We start from the raw sequence: 14539 nt of genomic DNA on the forward strand, positions 1-14539 counted from the left end.
GGTCATCTCCCGAATAGAGGACACGGGAGAAACCGTAGCAGATAGTTTTGTTGCGGACGATCCTTCACGGACCTACTACTGTCGCTCGCGCGCCCGCCGCCGGCCGTCAGATGGGACGGCAGGTGGGAGGGCAGCACCGCGCACAGCTCGGCGCGCGAGACCACGTGCCCCGGACGGCGCGCGAGCGCGCGCAGGATCGCCATCGGCGCCGGCGCGATCGGCCGGAGCCGGCCGTCCAGGACGACGGCGTGCCCGCGCAGTTCCAGGGCGGAGCCGCCGGCCTGGATCCGGCGGGCCCGGCGCGGCGGCAGGTCCGAGACCAGGGCCCGCACCAGGGCGCCGAGCCGCGCCCGCTCGGGCTGGACGGTCGGGACGCCGCGCTCGGTGAGCTCCCGCGCGGTGACCGGCCCGACGCAGGCCGCGACCACCTGCGCGCGCAGGGCCTCCACCAGCGGCTCCTCCAGCCCGTCCTCGGCGGCGACCGCGAGCGTCTCGGCGACGGCGGGGGCGCTGGTGAAGGCGATCGCGTCCACCGTCCCGGCGACGGCCTGCCCGACCAGCCGGCGCAGCGGCGTCGGGTCGTCGGTGCGCGCCCAGCGGTACACCGGGATCTCGATCACCTCGGCGCCGGCGGCGCGCAGCGCGCCGGTCAGCTCGGGCTGCCGCTCGCCGTAGAGCTGGACGGCCACGCGCGCCCCCGCCAGGTCCTTCTCCAGCAGGTGCCCGATCATCTCGGCGCTGCCCTCGGACTCCGGCGACCAGCGCTCGCGCAGGCCCGCCGAGCGGACCGCCCCGCGGGCCTTGGGGCCGCGGGCGACGAGGTCGCTGCCGGCCAGCCGGTCGATCAGGGGGGCGCGCAGCCCCCACCCGTCGGCGGTCTCCAGCCACGCGCGGAACCCGATCCCCGTCGTGACGACGACGTGGTCGAGCGGCGCGCCCAGGCACGCGCGCGTGGCGGCCAGCAGGCCGGTGTCGTCGGCCAGCGGGACGAGCCGGATGGCGGGGGCGTGCACGACCCGCGCGCCGCGGCGTTCCAGGAGCGCGGCGAGCTCCTCGTGGCGGCGGGCCGCGGTCACCCCGACGGCGAACCCCGCCAGCGGCTCACTGCCGGTGACCATCGGGGACCGCCACCTCCACGCGGTCGCCGGCCGCCGCCAGGCGGATCGGGAAGACCGGCAGGACCACGCGCGGATCGTCCAGGCAGGCGCCGTCGCGCAGGTCGAACACCTGGCCGTACCGGGGCGAGGCGACGGTCGGAGCGCCGCCGCGGATGCCGAGCGTCCCCTGGGACAGGACGTAGGCGCCGCTGAACGGGTCGAGGTCCGACAGCGCGTAGAGGCCGCCCTCGAGCGTCCGGAAGATCGCGATCTGGGTGCCGCCGACGACCGCGCGGCCGCCGCGCCCGGGGACCAGGTCGGCGTAGTCGCAGACGCCGGTCCAGCGGGACGCGGCCGAGCCGTCTCCGCGTGGTCCGGCGGGGGCCCTGGTGATCAGCACATCGGGTGTCGCGGTCATCGCGGGCAACCTCCAGGCGGGAACCGGTCGGCTGGACGCCCGTCCGGCGCCCATGGGGCCGATCATCGGCAGGTGCCGTTTCACGTTTGCGTCCGCTTTGTCACCGGCGTGTTAAAAGACCCTCACGCCGGAATCGGACCGCGGGCCGCCCGGAACCACCATTTTGTCATGGCCTCGACCGAAAGGCCGTCCACCCCGGATCTTTCCATGTCCCCGCAGGTCACAGTACCTGCGAGAGGGCCCGACACGCCCGGACCGCAATTCTTGACGATCTCATGTCAAGCGTTGTCGACTTCTGTCATGCCCCATTCGTCGCCTTTGGCTCGGCAACCGAACGGATCGGCGGCTCTCCGGCGATCTCGCGGAGGGATGCGGCCCCGCCTCCGGCGCCCGCGGACCGGGCCGCCCGCGGCACGCCTAACCTCGGTACATGCCCGACCTTGCGTACTACGCCTCACTGCCGCGCACCCGCGGCGCCGCGGCGGCCCTGCTCCTGGACGACCTGGGGCGGATCCTCCTGGTCAAGCCCACCTACAAGGAGGGCTGGTTCCTGCCGGGCGGGGTGATCGAGGCCAACGAGTCCCCGCTGTCGGCCTGCGTGCGCGAATGCGAGGAGGAACTCGGCTTCGTCCCCCGCCTCGACGGGCTTGCCTGCGTCGACTGGGGCTCCCCGCGCGGCGGCGTCGACTCCGTCAACGTGTTCGTCTTCGGCGGGACGATCACCGGCGCCGAGGCCGCGGCGATCCGGCTGCCGCCCGAGGAACTGTCCGACCACGTCCTGGTCGCGCCGGAGAAGGTGCCGGAGCTGGCCCCGCCGCACATCGCCCGCCGGATGGAGCCGAGCCTGCGGGCCATGGCCGAACGCCGCGCCGTCTACCTCGAGGACGGCCGGGCGCAGGCCTTCGGCGGGGCGGCCTGACACGCGGCCCGGACCGGTCCCGGCGCCCCGGGGCCGTCCGGGGGCGCACCCCGGTGGATCGTCCGTCCCCTCAGACGGGAGCCGCGTCGTGGATGTGGCGGGCGCCCTCGGGGTCGGCGGCGCGCGCGCAGTGGGCCGAGCAGTACCAGTGCCGGTCCACCTCGACGCCGTGCCCGAGCACCCTGCACTCGCAGTGCTCGCAGATCGGCGCCATCCTCGTGATCGCGCACTCGAACGAGTCGAACGTGTGGACGCTGCCCTGCGCGTGCACCTCGAACGACATCGCGTAGTCGTTACCGCAGACCTCACAGGTGGCCATCGGGCCTCTCCCCTTCCCCCGCCGCGCCCTCTGACTACCCCGGCGGGGCCCCGTCCAACCGGCCCCGTCCAACCAGCCCTGTCCAACCGGCCCCGTCCACGCAGCGCCCCGCGGGACGGCGACCACGGCGCCTGGGTGCCGCTGGACCTGGGGCGCGCCGGGCCCGCCGGGCTCGCCGGGCTGTGCGCCGACACCGGCGCGCGCGTGGTCGTCAACGCCGCGGGCGCGGTCTGGGGCGGCGGCGAGCGGGAGATGACCGAGCTCAACACCGACCTGCCCGCCCGTCTCGCCGAGGCCGTCGCCGACGCGCCGGGCGGGCCGCGCCTGGTCCACCTCGGCAGCGCCTACGAGTACGGCCCGTCGCCGCCCGGCACCGCGATCGGCGAGGACTGGCCGCCCGCCCCCGTCACCGTCTACGGGCGCACGAAGCTGCGCGGGTCGCAGGCCGTGGTCCGCGCCGCCGAACGCGGCGCCGACGCGGTCGTCCTGCGGGTCTCGGTGGCCTGCGGTCCCGGTGCCCCGGGGGTGAGCCTGCCGGGCATCGTCGCCGCGCACCTGGCCGCCGGGCGGACCGAGCTGCGGCTGGCGCCGCTGCGCGCCCACCGCGACGTGGTGGACGTCCGGGACGTCGCCGACGCCGTGGTCGCGGCCGCGGACGCCCCGGCGGCGGCCGGCGCCGTCGTCAACATCGGCGGCGGCGGTGCCGTGCCGATGCGCCGGCTGGTGGAGCTGATGATCACGCTCGCCGGCCGGCGGCTCCGGGTGGTCGAGGAGGGCGGGGCCGAGCCGGCCCGCTCGCTCGACCTGTGGCAGCTGCTGGACATCGCCCGGGCGCGCCGCGTCCTCGGCTGGTCGCCGCGCCGCTCTCTGGAGGACTCCCTTCGCGACCTTCTCACAGCCGTCGGCGTGCGGTCGTCCGACCCCGGCCGACTCTTCAGGGCGAGAGATAAGGACAGGGCATGAGTCCACAGCTGGAGCACATCCTCGATGAGGTTCGCAAGTACCACCAGGAGGGGCAGGACGCGCGGGCGTTCGTCCCGGGCGTCACCGAGATCTGGCCCTCGGGGGCGGTGCTGGACGAGGAGGACCGGGTGGCGCTGGTCGAGGCGGCGCTCGGGATGAGCATCGCCGCGGGCAAGCTGTCGCGCCGGTTCGAGCGCGACTTCGCCCGCCGGCTCCAGCGCCGCAAGGCGCACATGACCAACTCCGGTTCGTCGGCGAACCTGCTCGCGGTGTCCGCGCTGACGTCCCACCTGCTGGAGGACCGCAGGGCCCGGCCCGGCGACGAGGTCATCACCGTCGCGGCGGGGTTCCCCACCACGGTCAACCCCATATTGCAGAACGGGCTCGTGCCGGTGTTCGTGGACATCGACCTGCCCACCTACAACACCACCCCCGAGCGCGTCGCCGCGGCGATCGGGCCGCGCACCCGCGCCATCATCATGGCGCACACGCTCGGCAACCCCTTCCAGGTCGCCGAGATCGCCCAGCTCGCCGAGGACCACGACCTGCTGCTGATCGAGGACAACTGCGACGCGGTCGGGTCCACCTACGACGGGCGGCTCACCGGCACCTTCGGCGACATGACGACCGTGAGCTTCTACCCCGCGCACCACATCACCACGGGTGAGGGCGGGTGCGTGCTCACCTCGAACCTCGCGCTGGCCCGGGTCATCGAGTCCCTGCGGGACTGGGGCCGGGACTGCTGGTGCGAGCCGGGCGAGAGCGACACCTGCCACAAGCGCTTCGGCTACCAGATGGGGACGCTGCCCGCGGGCTACGACCACAAGTACATCTTCTCCCACGTCGGCTACAACCTGAAGTCCACCGACATCCAGGCGGCCCTCGGCCTGAGCCAGCTCGCCAAGGTCGACGAGTTCTGCGCGGCGCGGCGCCGCAACTGGCAGCGGCTCCGCGCGGCCCTGGACGGGCTGCCCTGGCTGGTCCTGCCGGAGGCCACGCCCCGCAGCGACCCGAGCTGGTTCGGCTTCGTGCTGACCGTGGACCCGGCCGCGCCGTTCGGCCGCGCCGCGCTGGTCGACTTCCTGGAGAACCGCAAGATCGGTACCCGCCGGCTGTTCGCCGGGAACCTCACCCGGCACCCCGCCTACCTCGACCGCCCGCACCGGATCGCCGGCGACCTCACCAACAGCGATCTCGTCACCGAGCACACGTTCTGGGTGGGCGTCTACCCGGGGCTCACCGACGAGATGATCGACTACGTCGCCGCGTCGATCACCGAGTTCGTCCAGGAGCACCGATGACCGGTCCGACGGCCGCGCCGAGCACCGCGCCGACCACCGCGCCGCCCGCCCTTCCGACGCTGACCCGGCGCGACGACACCGACCTCCCCGCGCGCCTCGCCCGCTCGGCGGCGGCCACGCGGGGCGCGGTTCCCGGCGTGGACGACGTGCACGCCTGGCTCGCCGAGCGCCGCGAGGCCACCCGCTTCGCCGTCGACCGGATCCCGTTCGCCGACCTGGACGGCTGGTCCTTCGACGCGGGCTCGGGGAACCTCGGGCACCGCAGCGGGCGCTTCTTCACGGTGGAGGGGCTGCGCGTCGGCGTCGGCGACCCGCAGACCGCCGCGTGGGGACAGCCCATCATCAAGCAGCCGGAGATCGGCATCCTCGGCATCCTCGCCAAGGAGATCGACGGAGTCCTGCACTTCCTGATGCAGGCGAAGATGGAGCCGGGCAACCCGAACCTGCTGCAGCTCTCCCCGACCGTGCAGGCCACCCGCAGCAACTACACCCAGGTCCACCGGGGCTCCGCCGTCCGGTATCTGGAGTACTTCACGCGGCCGGAGCGCGGCCGGATGCTGTCGGACGTGCTCCAGTCCGAGCACGGCTCGTGGTTCTACCGCAAGCGCAACCGGAACATGATCGTCGAGGTGGGCGGGGACGTCCCCCCGCATGAGGACTTCCGGTGGCTGACGCTCGGCCAGCTCGCCGAGCTGCTGCGCCACGACAACCTCGTCAACATGGACGCGCGGTCCGTCCTCGCGAGCCTGCCGGGCGACGGCACGTCCCGCGCGCTGGAGTCCGACACCGACCTGCTGTCGTGGATCGCGGCGATGCGGTCGTGGAACATCGTCCGGACCGGGCTCGTGCCGCTGGCCACCGTCCCCGGCTGGGAACGGGGCGGGACGTCCATCGACCACCACACCGGGCGGTACTTCCGCGTCGTGGCGGTGTCCGTCGAGGCGGGCAACCGCGAGGTCTCGGCCTGGACCCAGCCGCTGTTCGAGCCGTGCGGGGAGGGCGTCGTCGCGTTCCTGACCCGCGACATCGAGGGCGTCCCGCACGTGCTCGTCAACGCCCGGCTGGAGCCCGGCTTCCTCGACACCGTGGAGCTCGGCCCGACCGTCCAGTTCACCCCGCACAACTACGCGCACCTGCCCGCCGCCGAGCATCCGCCGTTCGCGGACCTGGTGCGCTCCCCCGATCCGTCCCGCGTGCTCTACTCGGCGCTGCACTCGGAGGAGGGCGGCCGCTTCCTCAACGCCGTGAGCCGGTACATGATGATCGAGGTCGACGAGGGCCAGGTGCCGCTCGACCCGCCGCCCGGCTACCGGTGGGTGTCGCACGCGCAGCTCGCCGAGCTGGCCCGGCACGGCCACTACGTCAACGTCCACGCCAGAACCCTGCTCACCTGTTTCACCGTGCTGTCCGCGCGCGGCAGGCTCACGCGGGCCTGACCCGGAAGAGACCGGAAGACTCCGGCCGGTGGCCCCTTCGCCCGGGGACCACCGGCCGGATCCGTTCCGGAGCGTGAAGCGCCCTAGACGGTGAAGCGCCCTAGACGGTGATGCGCAGGGCCTTCGCCTCGATCTCGGAGACCAGGTGGGCCTGGCGCAGGCTCGCCGCCGCCTCGGGGGCCGCCCCCTCGCCCGTGCGCACCGCGTCCGCGAAGCGCGCGACCACGTTCGCGAACTGGTCGTCGGCGCGCAGGGTGATCTCCTCGCGGTGGTCCTGCCGCTCGATGTGAACCACCGGCCGGTGCGCGGGCGGCGGCGTGAAGGCGCGGTCGAGGGAGAGCCGGCCGAGGCTTCCCGAGAACTCGCAGCTGGTGCGGTACGAGTGCTCCATCCCGAAGTGGAGGTCGGCCGTCGCTCCCCGGGGGGTGTGCGCCAGGATCCGCCCGGACGTCACCGCGCCCGTCCCGCCGTCGACCCGCAGCACCGCCGCGGTGATCTCCAGGTCGTGGCCGAGGTGGTGGAGCGCGGCGTGGACGGGGTAGATGCCCATGTCCAGCAGCGCTCCGCCGCCCACGTCCGGCCGGTGCCTGATGTCGCCAGCGGGCAGCGGCGGGATGGTGAAGGCGCTGGAGAAGTCGCGCAGCTCGCCGATCGCGCCGTCCGCGAGGAGCCCGCGCACCGCCGCGTGCTGCGCGTGGTGCGGGAACGCGACGTTCTCCAGGACGACCAGCCCGCGCTCCCGCCCGAGCCGCAGCAGCCGCGCGGTGCTCTCGCCGTCGCCGGTCAGCGGCTTCTCCGCGAGGACGTGCTTGCCCGCCAGGAGCGCCCGCTCCACCCACGGCGCGCGCAGCATCGCGGGCAGCGGCAGGTAGACGGCGTCGACGCCGTCCGAGGCGAGCAGGTCCTCGTAGCCGGGCGCGGCGGCGCAGCCGAACCGCCCGGCGAACTCGGCGGCCTTGGCCGGGTCGCGGCTGGCGACGGCGACCAGGTCGGCGCCGGGGGCCGCGACCAGGACCGGCAGCATGCGCCGCCGCGCGAAGGCGGCGCAGCCCAGCACGCCGAAGCGGACGGGGGCGCCCGCGTCAGCCGGCACGGCTCAGGCCCGCCTCGGCCGTGCGCCGCCTGAGCGGCTCCCACCAGTCGCGGTTGCGCCGGTACCACTCGACGGTCGCGGCGAGCCCGTCCTCGAAGCCGTGCCGCGGCCGGTAGCCCAGCTCGGCCCGCGCCTTGTCGTCGCGGATCGAGTAGCGCCGGTCGTGGCCCTTGCGGTCGGGGACGGCCCGGACCCGGTCCCAGTCCAGGCCGCACGCGGACAGCAGCAGCTCGGTCAGCCGCCGGTTGGTCAGCTCCGTGCCGCCGCCGATGTTGTAGATCTCGCCCGGCCGGCCCTTGACGCGCACGAGGTCGATCCCGAGGCAGTGGTCCTCGACGTGCAGCCAGTCGCGCACGTTCAGCCCGTCCCCGTACAGCGGGACCGTCCCGCCGTCGAGCAGGTTGCTGACGAACAACGGGATGATCTTCTCCGGGAACTGGCGCGGGCCGTAGTTGTTGCTGCACCGGGTGACCCGGACGTCCAGGCCGTGCGTGCGGTGGTAGGAGAGGGCGACCAGGTCCGAGGCGGCCTTGGACGCGGCGTAGGGCGAGTTGGGGGCCAGCGGGTCGTCCTCGGTGCTCGACCCCTCCTCGACGGAGCCGTAGACCTCGTCGGTGGACACGTGCACGAAGCGCTTCACGCCGTGCCGCAGGGCCGCGTCCAGCAGCGTCTGCGTGCCCAGGACGTTGGTGCGCACGAACTCGCCGGCCGCCTCGATCGAGCGGTCGACGTGCGACTCGGCGGCGAAGTGGACGACCTGGTCGGCCTCGGCCATCAGCCCGCCGACCAGGCCGGCGTCGCAGATGTCGCCGTAGACGAACCGCAGCCGCGGCTCGGCGAGGTCGAGGTTGTCGACCGTCCCGGCGTAGGTGAGCTTGTCGAGCACACTGACCCGGGACGGCTCGTCCTCGCCCGCGAGGCCGCCGCCGAGCAGCGCGCGCACGTACGCCGAGCCGATGAAACCGGCGGCGCCGGTGACGAGGATGTTCATGACTCGTCCAGGAAGCGCGCGGAGGCGGGCAGGCAGTGGAAGGAACGGGCGCAGTTCATCACGTACTTGCCGTAGGGGGAGCTGGCCATCTCCTCACCCAGCCGGTAACAGTCGTCCACGCCGATGAACCCCATGTGCATGGCGATCTCCTCGACGCATCCGATCCGCACGCCTTGGCGGTGCTGGACGTCGCGCACGAACATGCCCGCCTCCAGCAGCGACTCGTGGGTGCCGGTGTCCAGCCAGGTGACGCCGCGGCCCAGCCACATGAGGTCCGCCCTGCCCTCGTCCAGGTAGGCGCGCAGGACGTCGGTGATCTCCAGCTCGCCGCGGGCGGACGGGGTGAGCCGCTTGGCGACGTCCACGACGCCGCCGTCGAACATGTACAGCCCGGGGATCGCGAGGTTGGAGCGCGGCCGGGCCGGTTTCTCCTCGATCGCCACCAGCCGTCCCCGCTCGTCCACCTCGGCGACGCCGAAGCGCTGCGGGTCGGCGACCTGGTGACCGAACAGCACGCACCCGTTCAGCCGGTCGGCGCTGCGGCGCAGCAGGGACGGCAGGTTCGCGCCGTGGAAGAGGTTGTCGCCGAGGATCAGCGCGTTGTCCTCGCCGCGGATGTGGTCGGCGCCGACCCGGAACGCGTCGGCGATGCCGCGCGGCTCGTCCTGGGCGGCGTAGCCGATGCTCATGCCGAGCCTCGCGCCGTCCCCGAGCAGCCGGCGGAACACCTCCAGCTCGGTGGGCCGGGTGATGATGAGGATCTCGGAGATCCCGGCGAGCATGAGCAGGGACAGCGGATAGTAGATCATCGGCTTGTCGTAGACCGGGGCGAGCTGCTTGGAGCCCACGATCGACAGGGGCTTCAACCGGGTTCCGTTCCCGCCCGCGAGGATGATCCCCCTCATCGCGTGCGGCCTTCCGGGAGGGGGCGTAACGCGAAGAACGCCTCGCGCGCGCCCGGGGCGTACGGCTCGGCCACTTTCACTCCGTTCGGTTCATGGCCGGGCGAGACGAAGGCCCCCGACCGAGAGTGGACTCATTCGGCGATGCGCGTCCGCATCGTCCAGCGGAAGACCCTCGGCGCTCCGGCGTCGGGATCGCCCTCCCGGTCGTCGGGCTGGAAGTGCTCGTACCCGCCCCGGTGCAGGACCTTGATGGCCTGGTCCGCGCCCGGGGCCCGCCTCTTGCGCGCCGCGTCCGGGAGGTCGTCCGGTCCGCCGACGAGCACGACGTCGATGGGAACTGTCCGCGATGAGCTGTTCTGGCCGTTCATCGAAGCACTCTCCTCAGGTCCGCTGCTTCGATGGTGAGCCCGATCACCAGGCCGCGACACCCGTAGGCGCCCCCTTATCCCCCCCTGGTTCCCTAGGGGTCGGAAACCGGGGTTCCCACGGCCCGCGGCGGGTGTCACCGGTGGTCGCGCGCGACCCCTTCCGCGCCGGGACGGGGCTCGGCCCGTCCCGGCGCGCGGCCGGAGGAGGCCAGGCTCCCGAGCAGCGTCAGCGCGTGCGCCGACGCGCCGCCCGGCTCCGCCTGGTAGACGACGAGCTGCTGGCCCGGGGCGCTGTTGACCGTCAGGGACTCGTACTCCAGGGTCAGCTCGCCGACCAGCGGGTGCCGGAAGCGCTTGGTCTCCCGGGTCTTCTGCCGGATGTCGTGCCGGGCCCACAGACGGCGGAAGTCGGCGCTGCGCGAGGACAGCTCGCGGACCAGCTCCGCCAGCCGCGGGTCGGCGGGGTCGCCGCCCGCCGACTCGCGCAGCCCGGCGACGGTGTTGCGGGCCACCCGCTCCCAGTCGGGGTAGAAGTCGCGGGCGTCGGGGTCCAGGAAGACCAGCCGCATCAGGTCCCGGCCGTGGAGGTGGCCGTCGAACAGCGCGCCGCCCAGCAGGTTGTGGGCCAGCACCGTCAGCCGCCGGCCGAGCACGACCGCCGGGGTGTGCGGCCACGCCTCCATCATGCGCAGCAGCCCGGGGGAGACGTGCTCGTCCCGCGTCGCGCCGTCGCGGGCGGGGATCGGGTGGACCAGCCGGTGCACGTGGGCGGCCTCGTCGGGGCCCAGCCGCAGCGCCCGGATCAGGGCCTCCAGGACCTGCGGAGAGGGGTTGCGCTCGCGCCCCTGCTCGATCCGGACGTAGTAGTCGGCGCTGACGCCCGCGAGCGCGGCGACCTCCTCGCGGCGCAGGCCCGCCACCCTCCGGCGCGTGCCCTCGGGAAGCCCCGCGTCACCGGGCCGGATCAGGGCGCGGCGCGCGCGCAGGAAGGAGCCGAGGCGGTTGTTGCCGTCCATGCCTTCGAGCCTAAGCACGGCCGCGTCCCCGGGACACCGCTCAAGGGGGCCCCGGCGCACCCACCCAGAGCCGGGACGTCAGGGGAGCAGGGCCGGGCAGGCGGCCCGGCAGGTCCGCCATGCCCGGCCCTGAGGTCCGGCTCGTCACTGGCGCACGATCCAGTGGTCGGTCTCGCCCGCCCGCACGAACTTCAGCGAGGGGCACAGGTAGTCCTGCGGGTTCGGTGTCGCGGTCGGCTGCCACGGGGAGTCGGACGGGCTCGCCGCGCGCCACGCGCCGTTCTTGCGAAGCTGGATGGAGCTGCTCTCGAACACGACGTTCTTGGCCTCGGTGCAGTAATAGGCGGTGTTCGTGCTCGGGTTGCGCGTCGCGTAGATCTCGAAGATGTCCCAGCCGTAGGTCAGCTTGCTGGAGTCGGTCCCCGACTTGCTGAAGAACAGGCTCCACGCTTTGGTCTTGTAGTTGTACAGGTACGCCGACCAGGCGTTCTGGCTCGCGTTCGTCTGGACGAGCTGGACGTTGTAGGCGGGCTGCCCGTTCACGGTCGTGGTGTAGGTCTGGAGGAAATCGGCGTCCATCTTGATCTCCTTGGCGGGCCCGTCGTTGCCGCACCAGCTCCAGGCCCACACCTCGTTGCCCACCGCCTTGGAGTAGACGGTGGTGATCTCCATGCACGACCCGGCGGCCTTGATGGTGGGCGTGTAGGTGTAGTCGGCGTTGTTGGACACCTTGTAGCCCGGGGTGACGCTGTGGGTCGCCATCAGCCCGTCGTGGGTCCCGGCGGCGGGCTCGACGCCCCAGAAGTGGTGGATCTGCTCGCGCTGGACGCGGGCGCGGTGCAGCGCGCGGAACTTCTCGACGGCCTCGGCGTTGCGGGAGGTCGGGGTGAAGGTCCGGGCGCCCTCGACCCGCCCGAGCTTGGGGGCGTTCGGGTCGGGGGCCTCGGGCCGAGTCTGGGGGCGGGTCCGGGGCCGGGCCGCCGCCCCCGCCACCGCCGGGCCGGTGACCGGACCGGAGGCGGCGGCGGTGACGGGGACCGTCGTACAGGCGACCAGGACGACGCTGGCGAGCAGCATTCGACGCGTCATTGCGCGACTCCTCGCGAGGTGGGGGAACGGGCGGCGTTCGCGCCGGCCGTGCGGGAGAAAGGCGGAGATCTCTCGACGTCCCCAAAGGATCACGACGCGTGCGACATACGGTCAAGAACTGGCTTTTCACCCCCCGTTCAGAGCGGGTCGAACGCTCCGGCGGCGACCGCGTCCGCCACGAACGCGGCGAAGTCGCGGGGCGGCCTGCCGAGCGCGCGCCGCACGCCGTCGGACAGGTGGGCGTCCAGGTTCCGCCGCAGCGGGCTCACCGCCTCGGCGAACTCGGCGGCGAGGTCCGGCGGCCAGCCCTGCGCGACCAGCTCGGCCACGTACTCCCCGGGCGGCAGCGGGACGTAGCGGACGGTGCGGCCGGTCGCCGCGGAGATCGCGGCGACCGCCTCGGCGACGGTCAGGGCGCGCGGCCCCGACAGCTCGTAGGTCCGCCCGGCGTGGCCGTCCTCCGTCAGCGCCGCCGCCGCGACCGCCGCGATGTCGGCGGCGTCGACGAAGCTCGCCGCGCCGTCCCCGGCGGGCAGCCGCAGCTCGCCGGCCAGCACGGCGTCGCGGAAGAAGCCCTCGCTGAAGTTCTGGGCGAACCAGCCGGGGCGCACGATCGTCCACTCCAGGCCGCTGCCGCGCACCGCGTCCTCCCCGTCGAGGTGCGTCCCGCCCACCGAGTGGCCCTCGCCCATGTAGCCGGGCACGTCCACGCCGCGACCCGACAGGAGCACGACGCGCTCCACGCCGAGGTCGGCGGCGCGGCCGACGAACGGCCGGGTCAGCAGCTCGCCGTCGTGCGGCACGATGAAGATCCGCTTAGTCCCGGCGAGGGCGGCGTCCCAAGTGTCCCGGTCGGTCCAGTCGAAGCGGGGGTCGGCGGAGCGGGAGCCGGCGCGGACCCGCGCGCCCGCTCCCCGGAGCAGGGGCACGAGGCGGGAGCCGACCTTGCCGGTGGCGCCGGTCACGAGAATCGGGTGTGGTTGCATGCGGCCCACTCAACCCGGGACGGATGAGCGGATCCATGCGTGGAACGCGCGATCCGATACTCAGTCGTCTACATTCGGGCGCATGGACATCCTGGCGGACCTGCTGGACGGGGTACGGGCGCGCGGGGCCCTCGTCCACCAGGCGGTGCTGAGCTCGCCGTGGTCGCTGCGCTTCGCGGGCGGCGCCCGGCTCAGCCTGGTCGCGATGGTGGCCGGGCGCGGCTGGGTGATCCCGGCCGGGGGAGCGCCGCTGCCGCTCGGGCCCGGCGACGTCGCCGTCCTGCGCGGCCCCGCGCCCCACGTCGTCGCCGAGGACCCGGCGGTCCCGCCCCGGCAGGTGATCGACCGCGCGGACTACTGCGCCCGCGCCGCGCGGGCCGCCGCGGACGGCCTGACGGTCGGCGCCCGCACCTGCGCGGTCTCCGAGACCGGCTCGGCCGTCCTGCTCTCCGGCGCCTACGAGAGCCGGACCGGGATCAGCGACCGGCTGCTCGGTGCCCTGCCCGACGCGCTCACCGTCCCGGACGGCGCGGGCGGCCGGCCCCTGCTCGGCCTCGTGACGGCCGAGGTCGAGCGGGACCGGCAGGGCCAGCGTGCGGTGCTCGACCGCCTGCTCGACCTGATGCTCGTCTCCACGCTGCGCGCCTGGTTCGACGGGCGGGACGCCGGGGCTCCGGCCTGGTACCGGGTCCGGGACGACTCACTGACCGGCGCCGCCCTCCGCCTCATGCACGACGACCCGTCCCATCCCTGGACGGTGGAGGAACTGGCCGCGCGGATCGGCGTGTCCCGGGCCGCGCTGGCCCGCCGGTTCACCGCCGAGGTCGGCGAACCGCCCATCACCTACCTGGCGCGGTGGCGCATGGCGCTCGCCGCCGACCTCCTGCGCGGCACCGACGCCACCGTCGGCTCCATCGCCCGCAGGGTCGGCTACGCCGGTACCTTCGCGTTCAGCGCCGCGTTCAAACGCCACCGGGGGACGACCCCGACCCGGTACCGCGCGGACGCGCGGCTCGACGCGGCCGCTCCGCAACCGCCAGAAGTCGGCGTTTCCACCCGGACGGCATCGACCATGGAAGGCACCGGCCCCCTTCTTTCGCCCGCTGTGGCGGGGCCGGGCCACGCGGCAGCCTTGCCTTATGGCCCAGCTCAAAGCGCCGCCGGTGAGGCCGGGCGGGGAGACGGCCGGTGACCGCCCGGCCTGGGAGTCCGCCGCGGACGCGGCGCCGTACTCGGCCCTGTACCCGCCGCCGGAGGGCATGCCGGGAGACGGCGGACCGGTCAGGGTGCTGCTCGCCGACGACGAGTGGCCGGTGCGCGTCGCGCTGACGACGATGCTCTCCGGCCTGGACGGCGTCGACGTCGTCGGCGAGGCGGCCGACGGCCTGGCCGCCGTCGAGGCCGTGCGGGCGGTCCGGCCCGACGTCGTGCTCATGGACGTGCGGATGCCGCGGCTCGACGGCGTCGCCGCGACGGCGCGGATCCGCGCCGAGCCGGGCGCGCCCGAGGTGGTCATGCTGACCACGTTCGAGACCGGCGCGCCGGTGCTGGGGGCGCTGCGCGCGGGCGCGGGCGGGTTCCTGCCGAAGGACACCCCGCCCGCCCGGCTCGCGGAGGCGGTCCGGCGGGCCGGGGCCG

15 protein-coding genes and 1 pseudogene are annotated in these 14539 nt (G+C 74.1%); 6 read left to right on the forward strand and 10 right to left on the reverse strand.

Features of this window, described 5'->3' with window-relative positions; all coding sequences use genetic code 11:
- Nucleotides 1-2: 2 nt before the first annotated feature.
- A complete protein-coding gene (locus tag E1291_RS30740; RefSeq protein WP_131741582.1) occupies nt 3-1118 on the reverse strand; it encodes a uroporphyrinogen-III synthase in 1116 nt (371 codons plus the stop codon).
- Nucleotides 1102-1515, reverse strand: coding sequence for a nitrite reductase small subunit NirD (gene nirD / locus E1291_RS30745; RefSeq protein ID WP_131741583.1), 414 nt, complete (start codon nt 1513-1515; stop codon nt 1102-1104). The genes E1291_RS30740 and nirD overlap by 17 nt, the downstream gene beginning before the upstream one ends.
- A 430-nt stretch (nt 1516-1945) precedes the next feature.
- Between nirD and E1291_RS30750 the strand changes: the two genes are divergently transcribed.
- Complete coding sequence (locus E1291_RS30750; protein ID WP_131741584.1) at nt 1946-2434, forward strand: NUDIX domain-containing protein; 489 nt, start codon at nt 1946-1948, stop codon at nt 2432-2434.
- Between the two features lie 70 nt (nt 2435-2504).
- Here E1291_RS30750 and E1291_RS30755 read toward each other — a convergent pair whose 3' ends face one another.
- Entirely contained in the window at nt 2505-2753 is a 249-nt protein-coding gene (locus E1291_RS30755; RefSeq protein WP_131741585.1) for a metallothionein, read from the reverse strand.
- Between the two features lie 135 nt (nt 2754-2888).
- Between E1291_RS30755 and E1291_RS30760 the strand changes: the two genes are divergently transcribed.
- From E1291_RS30760 to E1291_RS30770, 3 genes are read left to right on the forward strand one after another with little or no spacing between them, the layout of a single operon-like run.
- Nucleotides 2889-3716, forward strand: a complete 828-nt coding sequence (locus tag E1291_RS30760; protein ID WP_165495362.1) for an NAD-dependent epimerase/dehydratase family protein — start codon at nt 2889-2891, stop codon at nt 3714-3716.
- Nucleotides 3713-5017, forward strand: a complete 1305-nt coding sequence (gene rfbH, locus E1291_RS30765) for a lipopolysaccharide biosynthesis protein RfbH (RefSeq protein WP_131741587.1) — start codon at nt 3713-3715, stop codon at nt 5015-5017. Before E1291_RS30760 ends, rfbH begins: the two co-directional genes overlap by 4 nt.
- A complete protein-coding gene (locus E1291_RS30770) occupies nt 5014-6453 on the forward strand; it encodes an NDP-hexose 2,3-dehydratase family protein (RefSeq protein ID WP_131741588.1) in 1440 nt (479 codons plus the stop codon). Before rfbH ends, E1291_RS30770 begins: the two co-directional genes overlap by 4 nt.
- A gap of 100 nt (nt 6454-6553) precedes the next feature.
- On the opposite strand, the gene E1291_RS30775 is transcribed toward E1291_RS30770, so the two are convergent.
- From E1291_RS30775 to E1291_RS30805, 7 genes are all read right to left on the reverse strand, one after another.
- A complete protein-coding gene (locus tag E1291_RS30775) occupies nt 6554-7546 on the reverse strand; it encodes a Gfo/Idh/MocA family protein (RefSeq protein WP_242614474.1) in 993 nt (330 codons plus the stop codon).
- Nucleotides 7536-8537: a dTDP-glucose 4,6-dehydratase gene (gene rfbB / locus E1291_RS30780; protein WP_131741589.1), complete on the reverse strand. Its 1002-nt coding sequence runs from the start codon at nt 8535-8537 to the stop codon at nt 7536-7538. Before rfbB ends, E1291_RS30775 begins: the two co-directional genes overlap by 11 nt.
- Entirely contained in the window at nt 8534-9442 is a 909-nt protein-coding gene (gene rfbA / locus E1291_RS30785; protein WP_131741590.1) for a glucose-1-phosphate thymidylyltransferase RfbA, read from the reverse strand. Before rfbA ends, rfbB begins: the two co-directional genes overlap by 4 nt.
- A gap of 131 nt (nt 9443-9573) precedes the next feature.
- The gene (locus E1291_RS30790) at nt 9574-9810 is read right to left on the reverse strand and encodes a DUF5988 family protein (protein ID WP_131741591.1); all 237 of its coding nucleotides are present in this window, start codon (nt 9808-9810) and stop codon (nt 9574-9576) included.
- Nucleotides 9811-9944: 134 nt separating this feature from the next.
- Complete coding sequence (locus E1291_RS30795) at nt 9945-10826, reverse strand: helix-turn-helix domain-containing protein (protein ID WP_131741592.1); 882 nt, start codon at nt 10824-10826, stop codon at nt 9945-9947.
- Between the two features lie 144 nt (nt 10827-10970).
- Nucleotides 10971-11915, reverse strand: coding sequence for a carbohydrate-binding protein (locus E1291_RS30800; protein ID WP_131741593.1), 945 nt, complete (start codon nt 11913-11915; stop codon nt 10971-10973).
- A gap of 137 nt (nt 11916-12052) precedes the next feature.
- Nucleotides 12053-12901 (reverse strand): NAD(P)H-binding protein, encoded by an 849-nt coding sequence (locus tag E1291_RS30805; RefSeq protein ID WP_131741594.1) that lies wholly within the window; start codon nt 12899-12901, stop codon nt 12053-12055.
- Nucleotides 12902-12983: 82 nt separating this feature from the next.
- Between E1291_RS30805 and E1291_RS30810 the strand changes: the two are divergent.
- Both E1291_RS30810 and E1291_RS30815 read left to right on the forward strand, forming a co-directional pair.
- Nucleotides 12984-13901 (forward strand): annotated as a pseudogene (locus E1291_RS30810) (AraC family transcriptional regulator); the annotation flags it as partial.
- A 139-nt stretch (nt 13902-14040) separates the two neighbouring features.
- Nucleotides 14041-14539 (forward strand): response regulator (locus E1291_RS30815; RefSeq protein ID WP_242614475.1); only part of this gene is annotated, 499 nt, incomplete at its 3' end.

Source organism: Actinomadura roseirufa, assembly GCF_900659635.1.
GTDB classification, from domain to species: Bacteria; Actinomycetota; Actinomycetes; order Streptosporangiales; family Streptosporangiaceae; genus Spirillospora; species Spirillospora roseirufa.

Coding starts and splice junctions, on each gene's coding strand:
- E1291_RS30740 (WP_131741582.1), bottom strand. CDS start 1,118: ATGGTCACCGGCAGTGAGCCGCTGGCGGGGTTCGCCGTCGGGGTGACC.
- nirD (WP_131741583.1), bottom strand. CDS start 1,515: ATGACCGCGACACCCGATGTGCTGATCACCAGGGCCCCCGCCGGACCA.
- E1291_RS30750 (WP_131741584.1), top strand. CDS start 1,946: ATGCCCGACCTTGCGTACTACGCCTCACTGCCGCGCACCCGCGGCGCC.
- E1291_RS30755 (WP_131741585.1), bottom strand. CDS start 2,753: ATGGCCACCTGTGAGGTCTGCGGTAACGACTACGCGATGTCGTTCGAG.
- rfbH (WP_131741587.1), top strand. CDS start 3,713: ATGAGTCCACAGCTGGAGCACATCCTCGATGAGGTTCGCAAGTACCAC.
- E1291_RS30770 (WP_131741588.1), top strand. CDS start 5,014: ATGACCGGTCCGACGGCCGCGCCGAGCACCGCGCCGACCACCGCGCCG.
- rfbB (WP_131741589.1), bottom strand. CDS start 8,537: ATGAACATCCTCGTCACCGGCGCCGCCGGTTTCATCGGCTCGGCGTAC.
- rfbA (WP_131741590.1), bottom strand. CDS start 9,442: ATGAGGGGGATCATCCTCGCGGGCGGGAACGGAACCCGGTTGAAGCCC.
- E1291_RS30790 (WP_131741591.1), bottom strand. CDS start 9,810: ATGAACGGCCAGAACAGCTCATCGCGGACAGTTCCCATCGACGTCGTG.
- E1291_RS30795 (WP_131741592.1), bottom strand. CDS start 10,826: ATGGACGGCAACAACCGCCTCGGCTCCTTCCTGCGCGCGCGCCGCGCC.
- E1291_RS30800 (WP_131741593.1), bottom strand. CDS start 11,915: ATGACGCGTCGAATGCTGCTCGCCAGCGTCGTCCTGGTCGCCTGTACG.
- E1291_RS30805 (WP_131741594.1), bottom strand. CDS start 12,901: ATGCAACCACACCCGATTCTCGTGACCGGCGCCACCGGCAAGGTCGGC.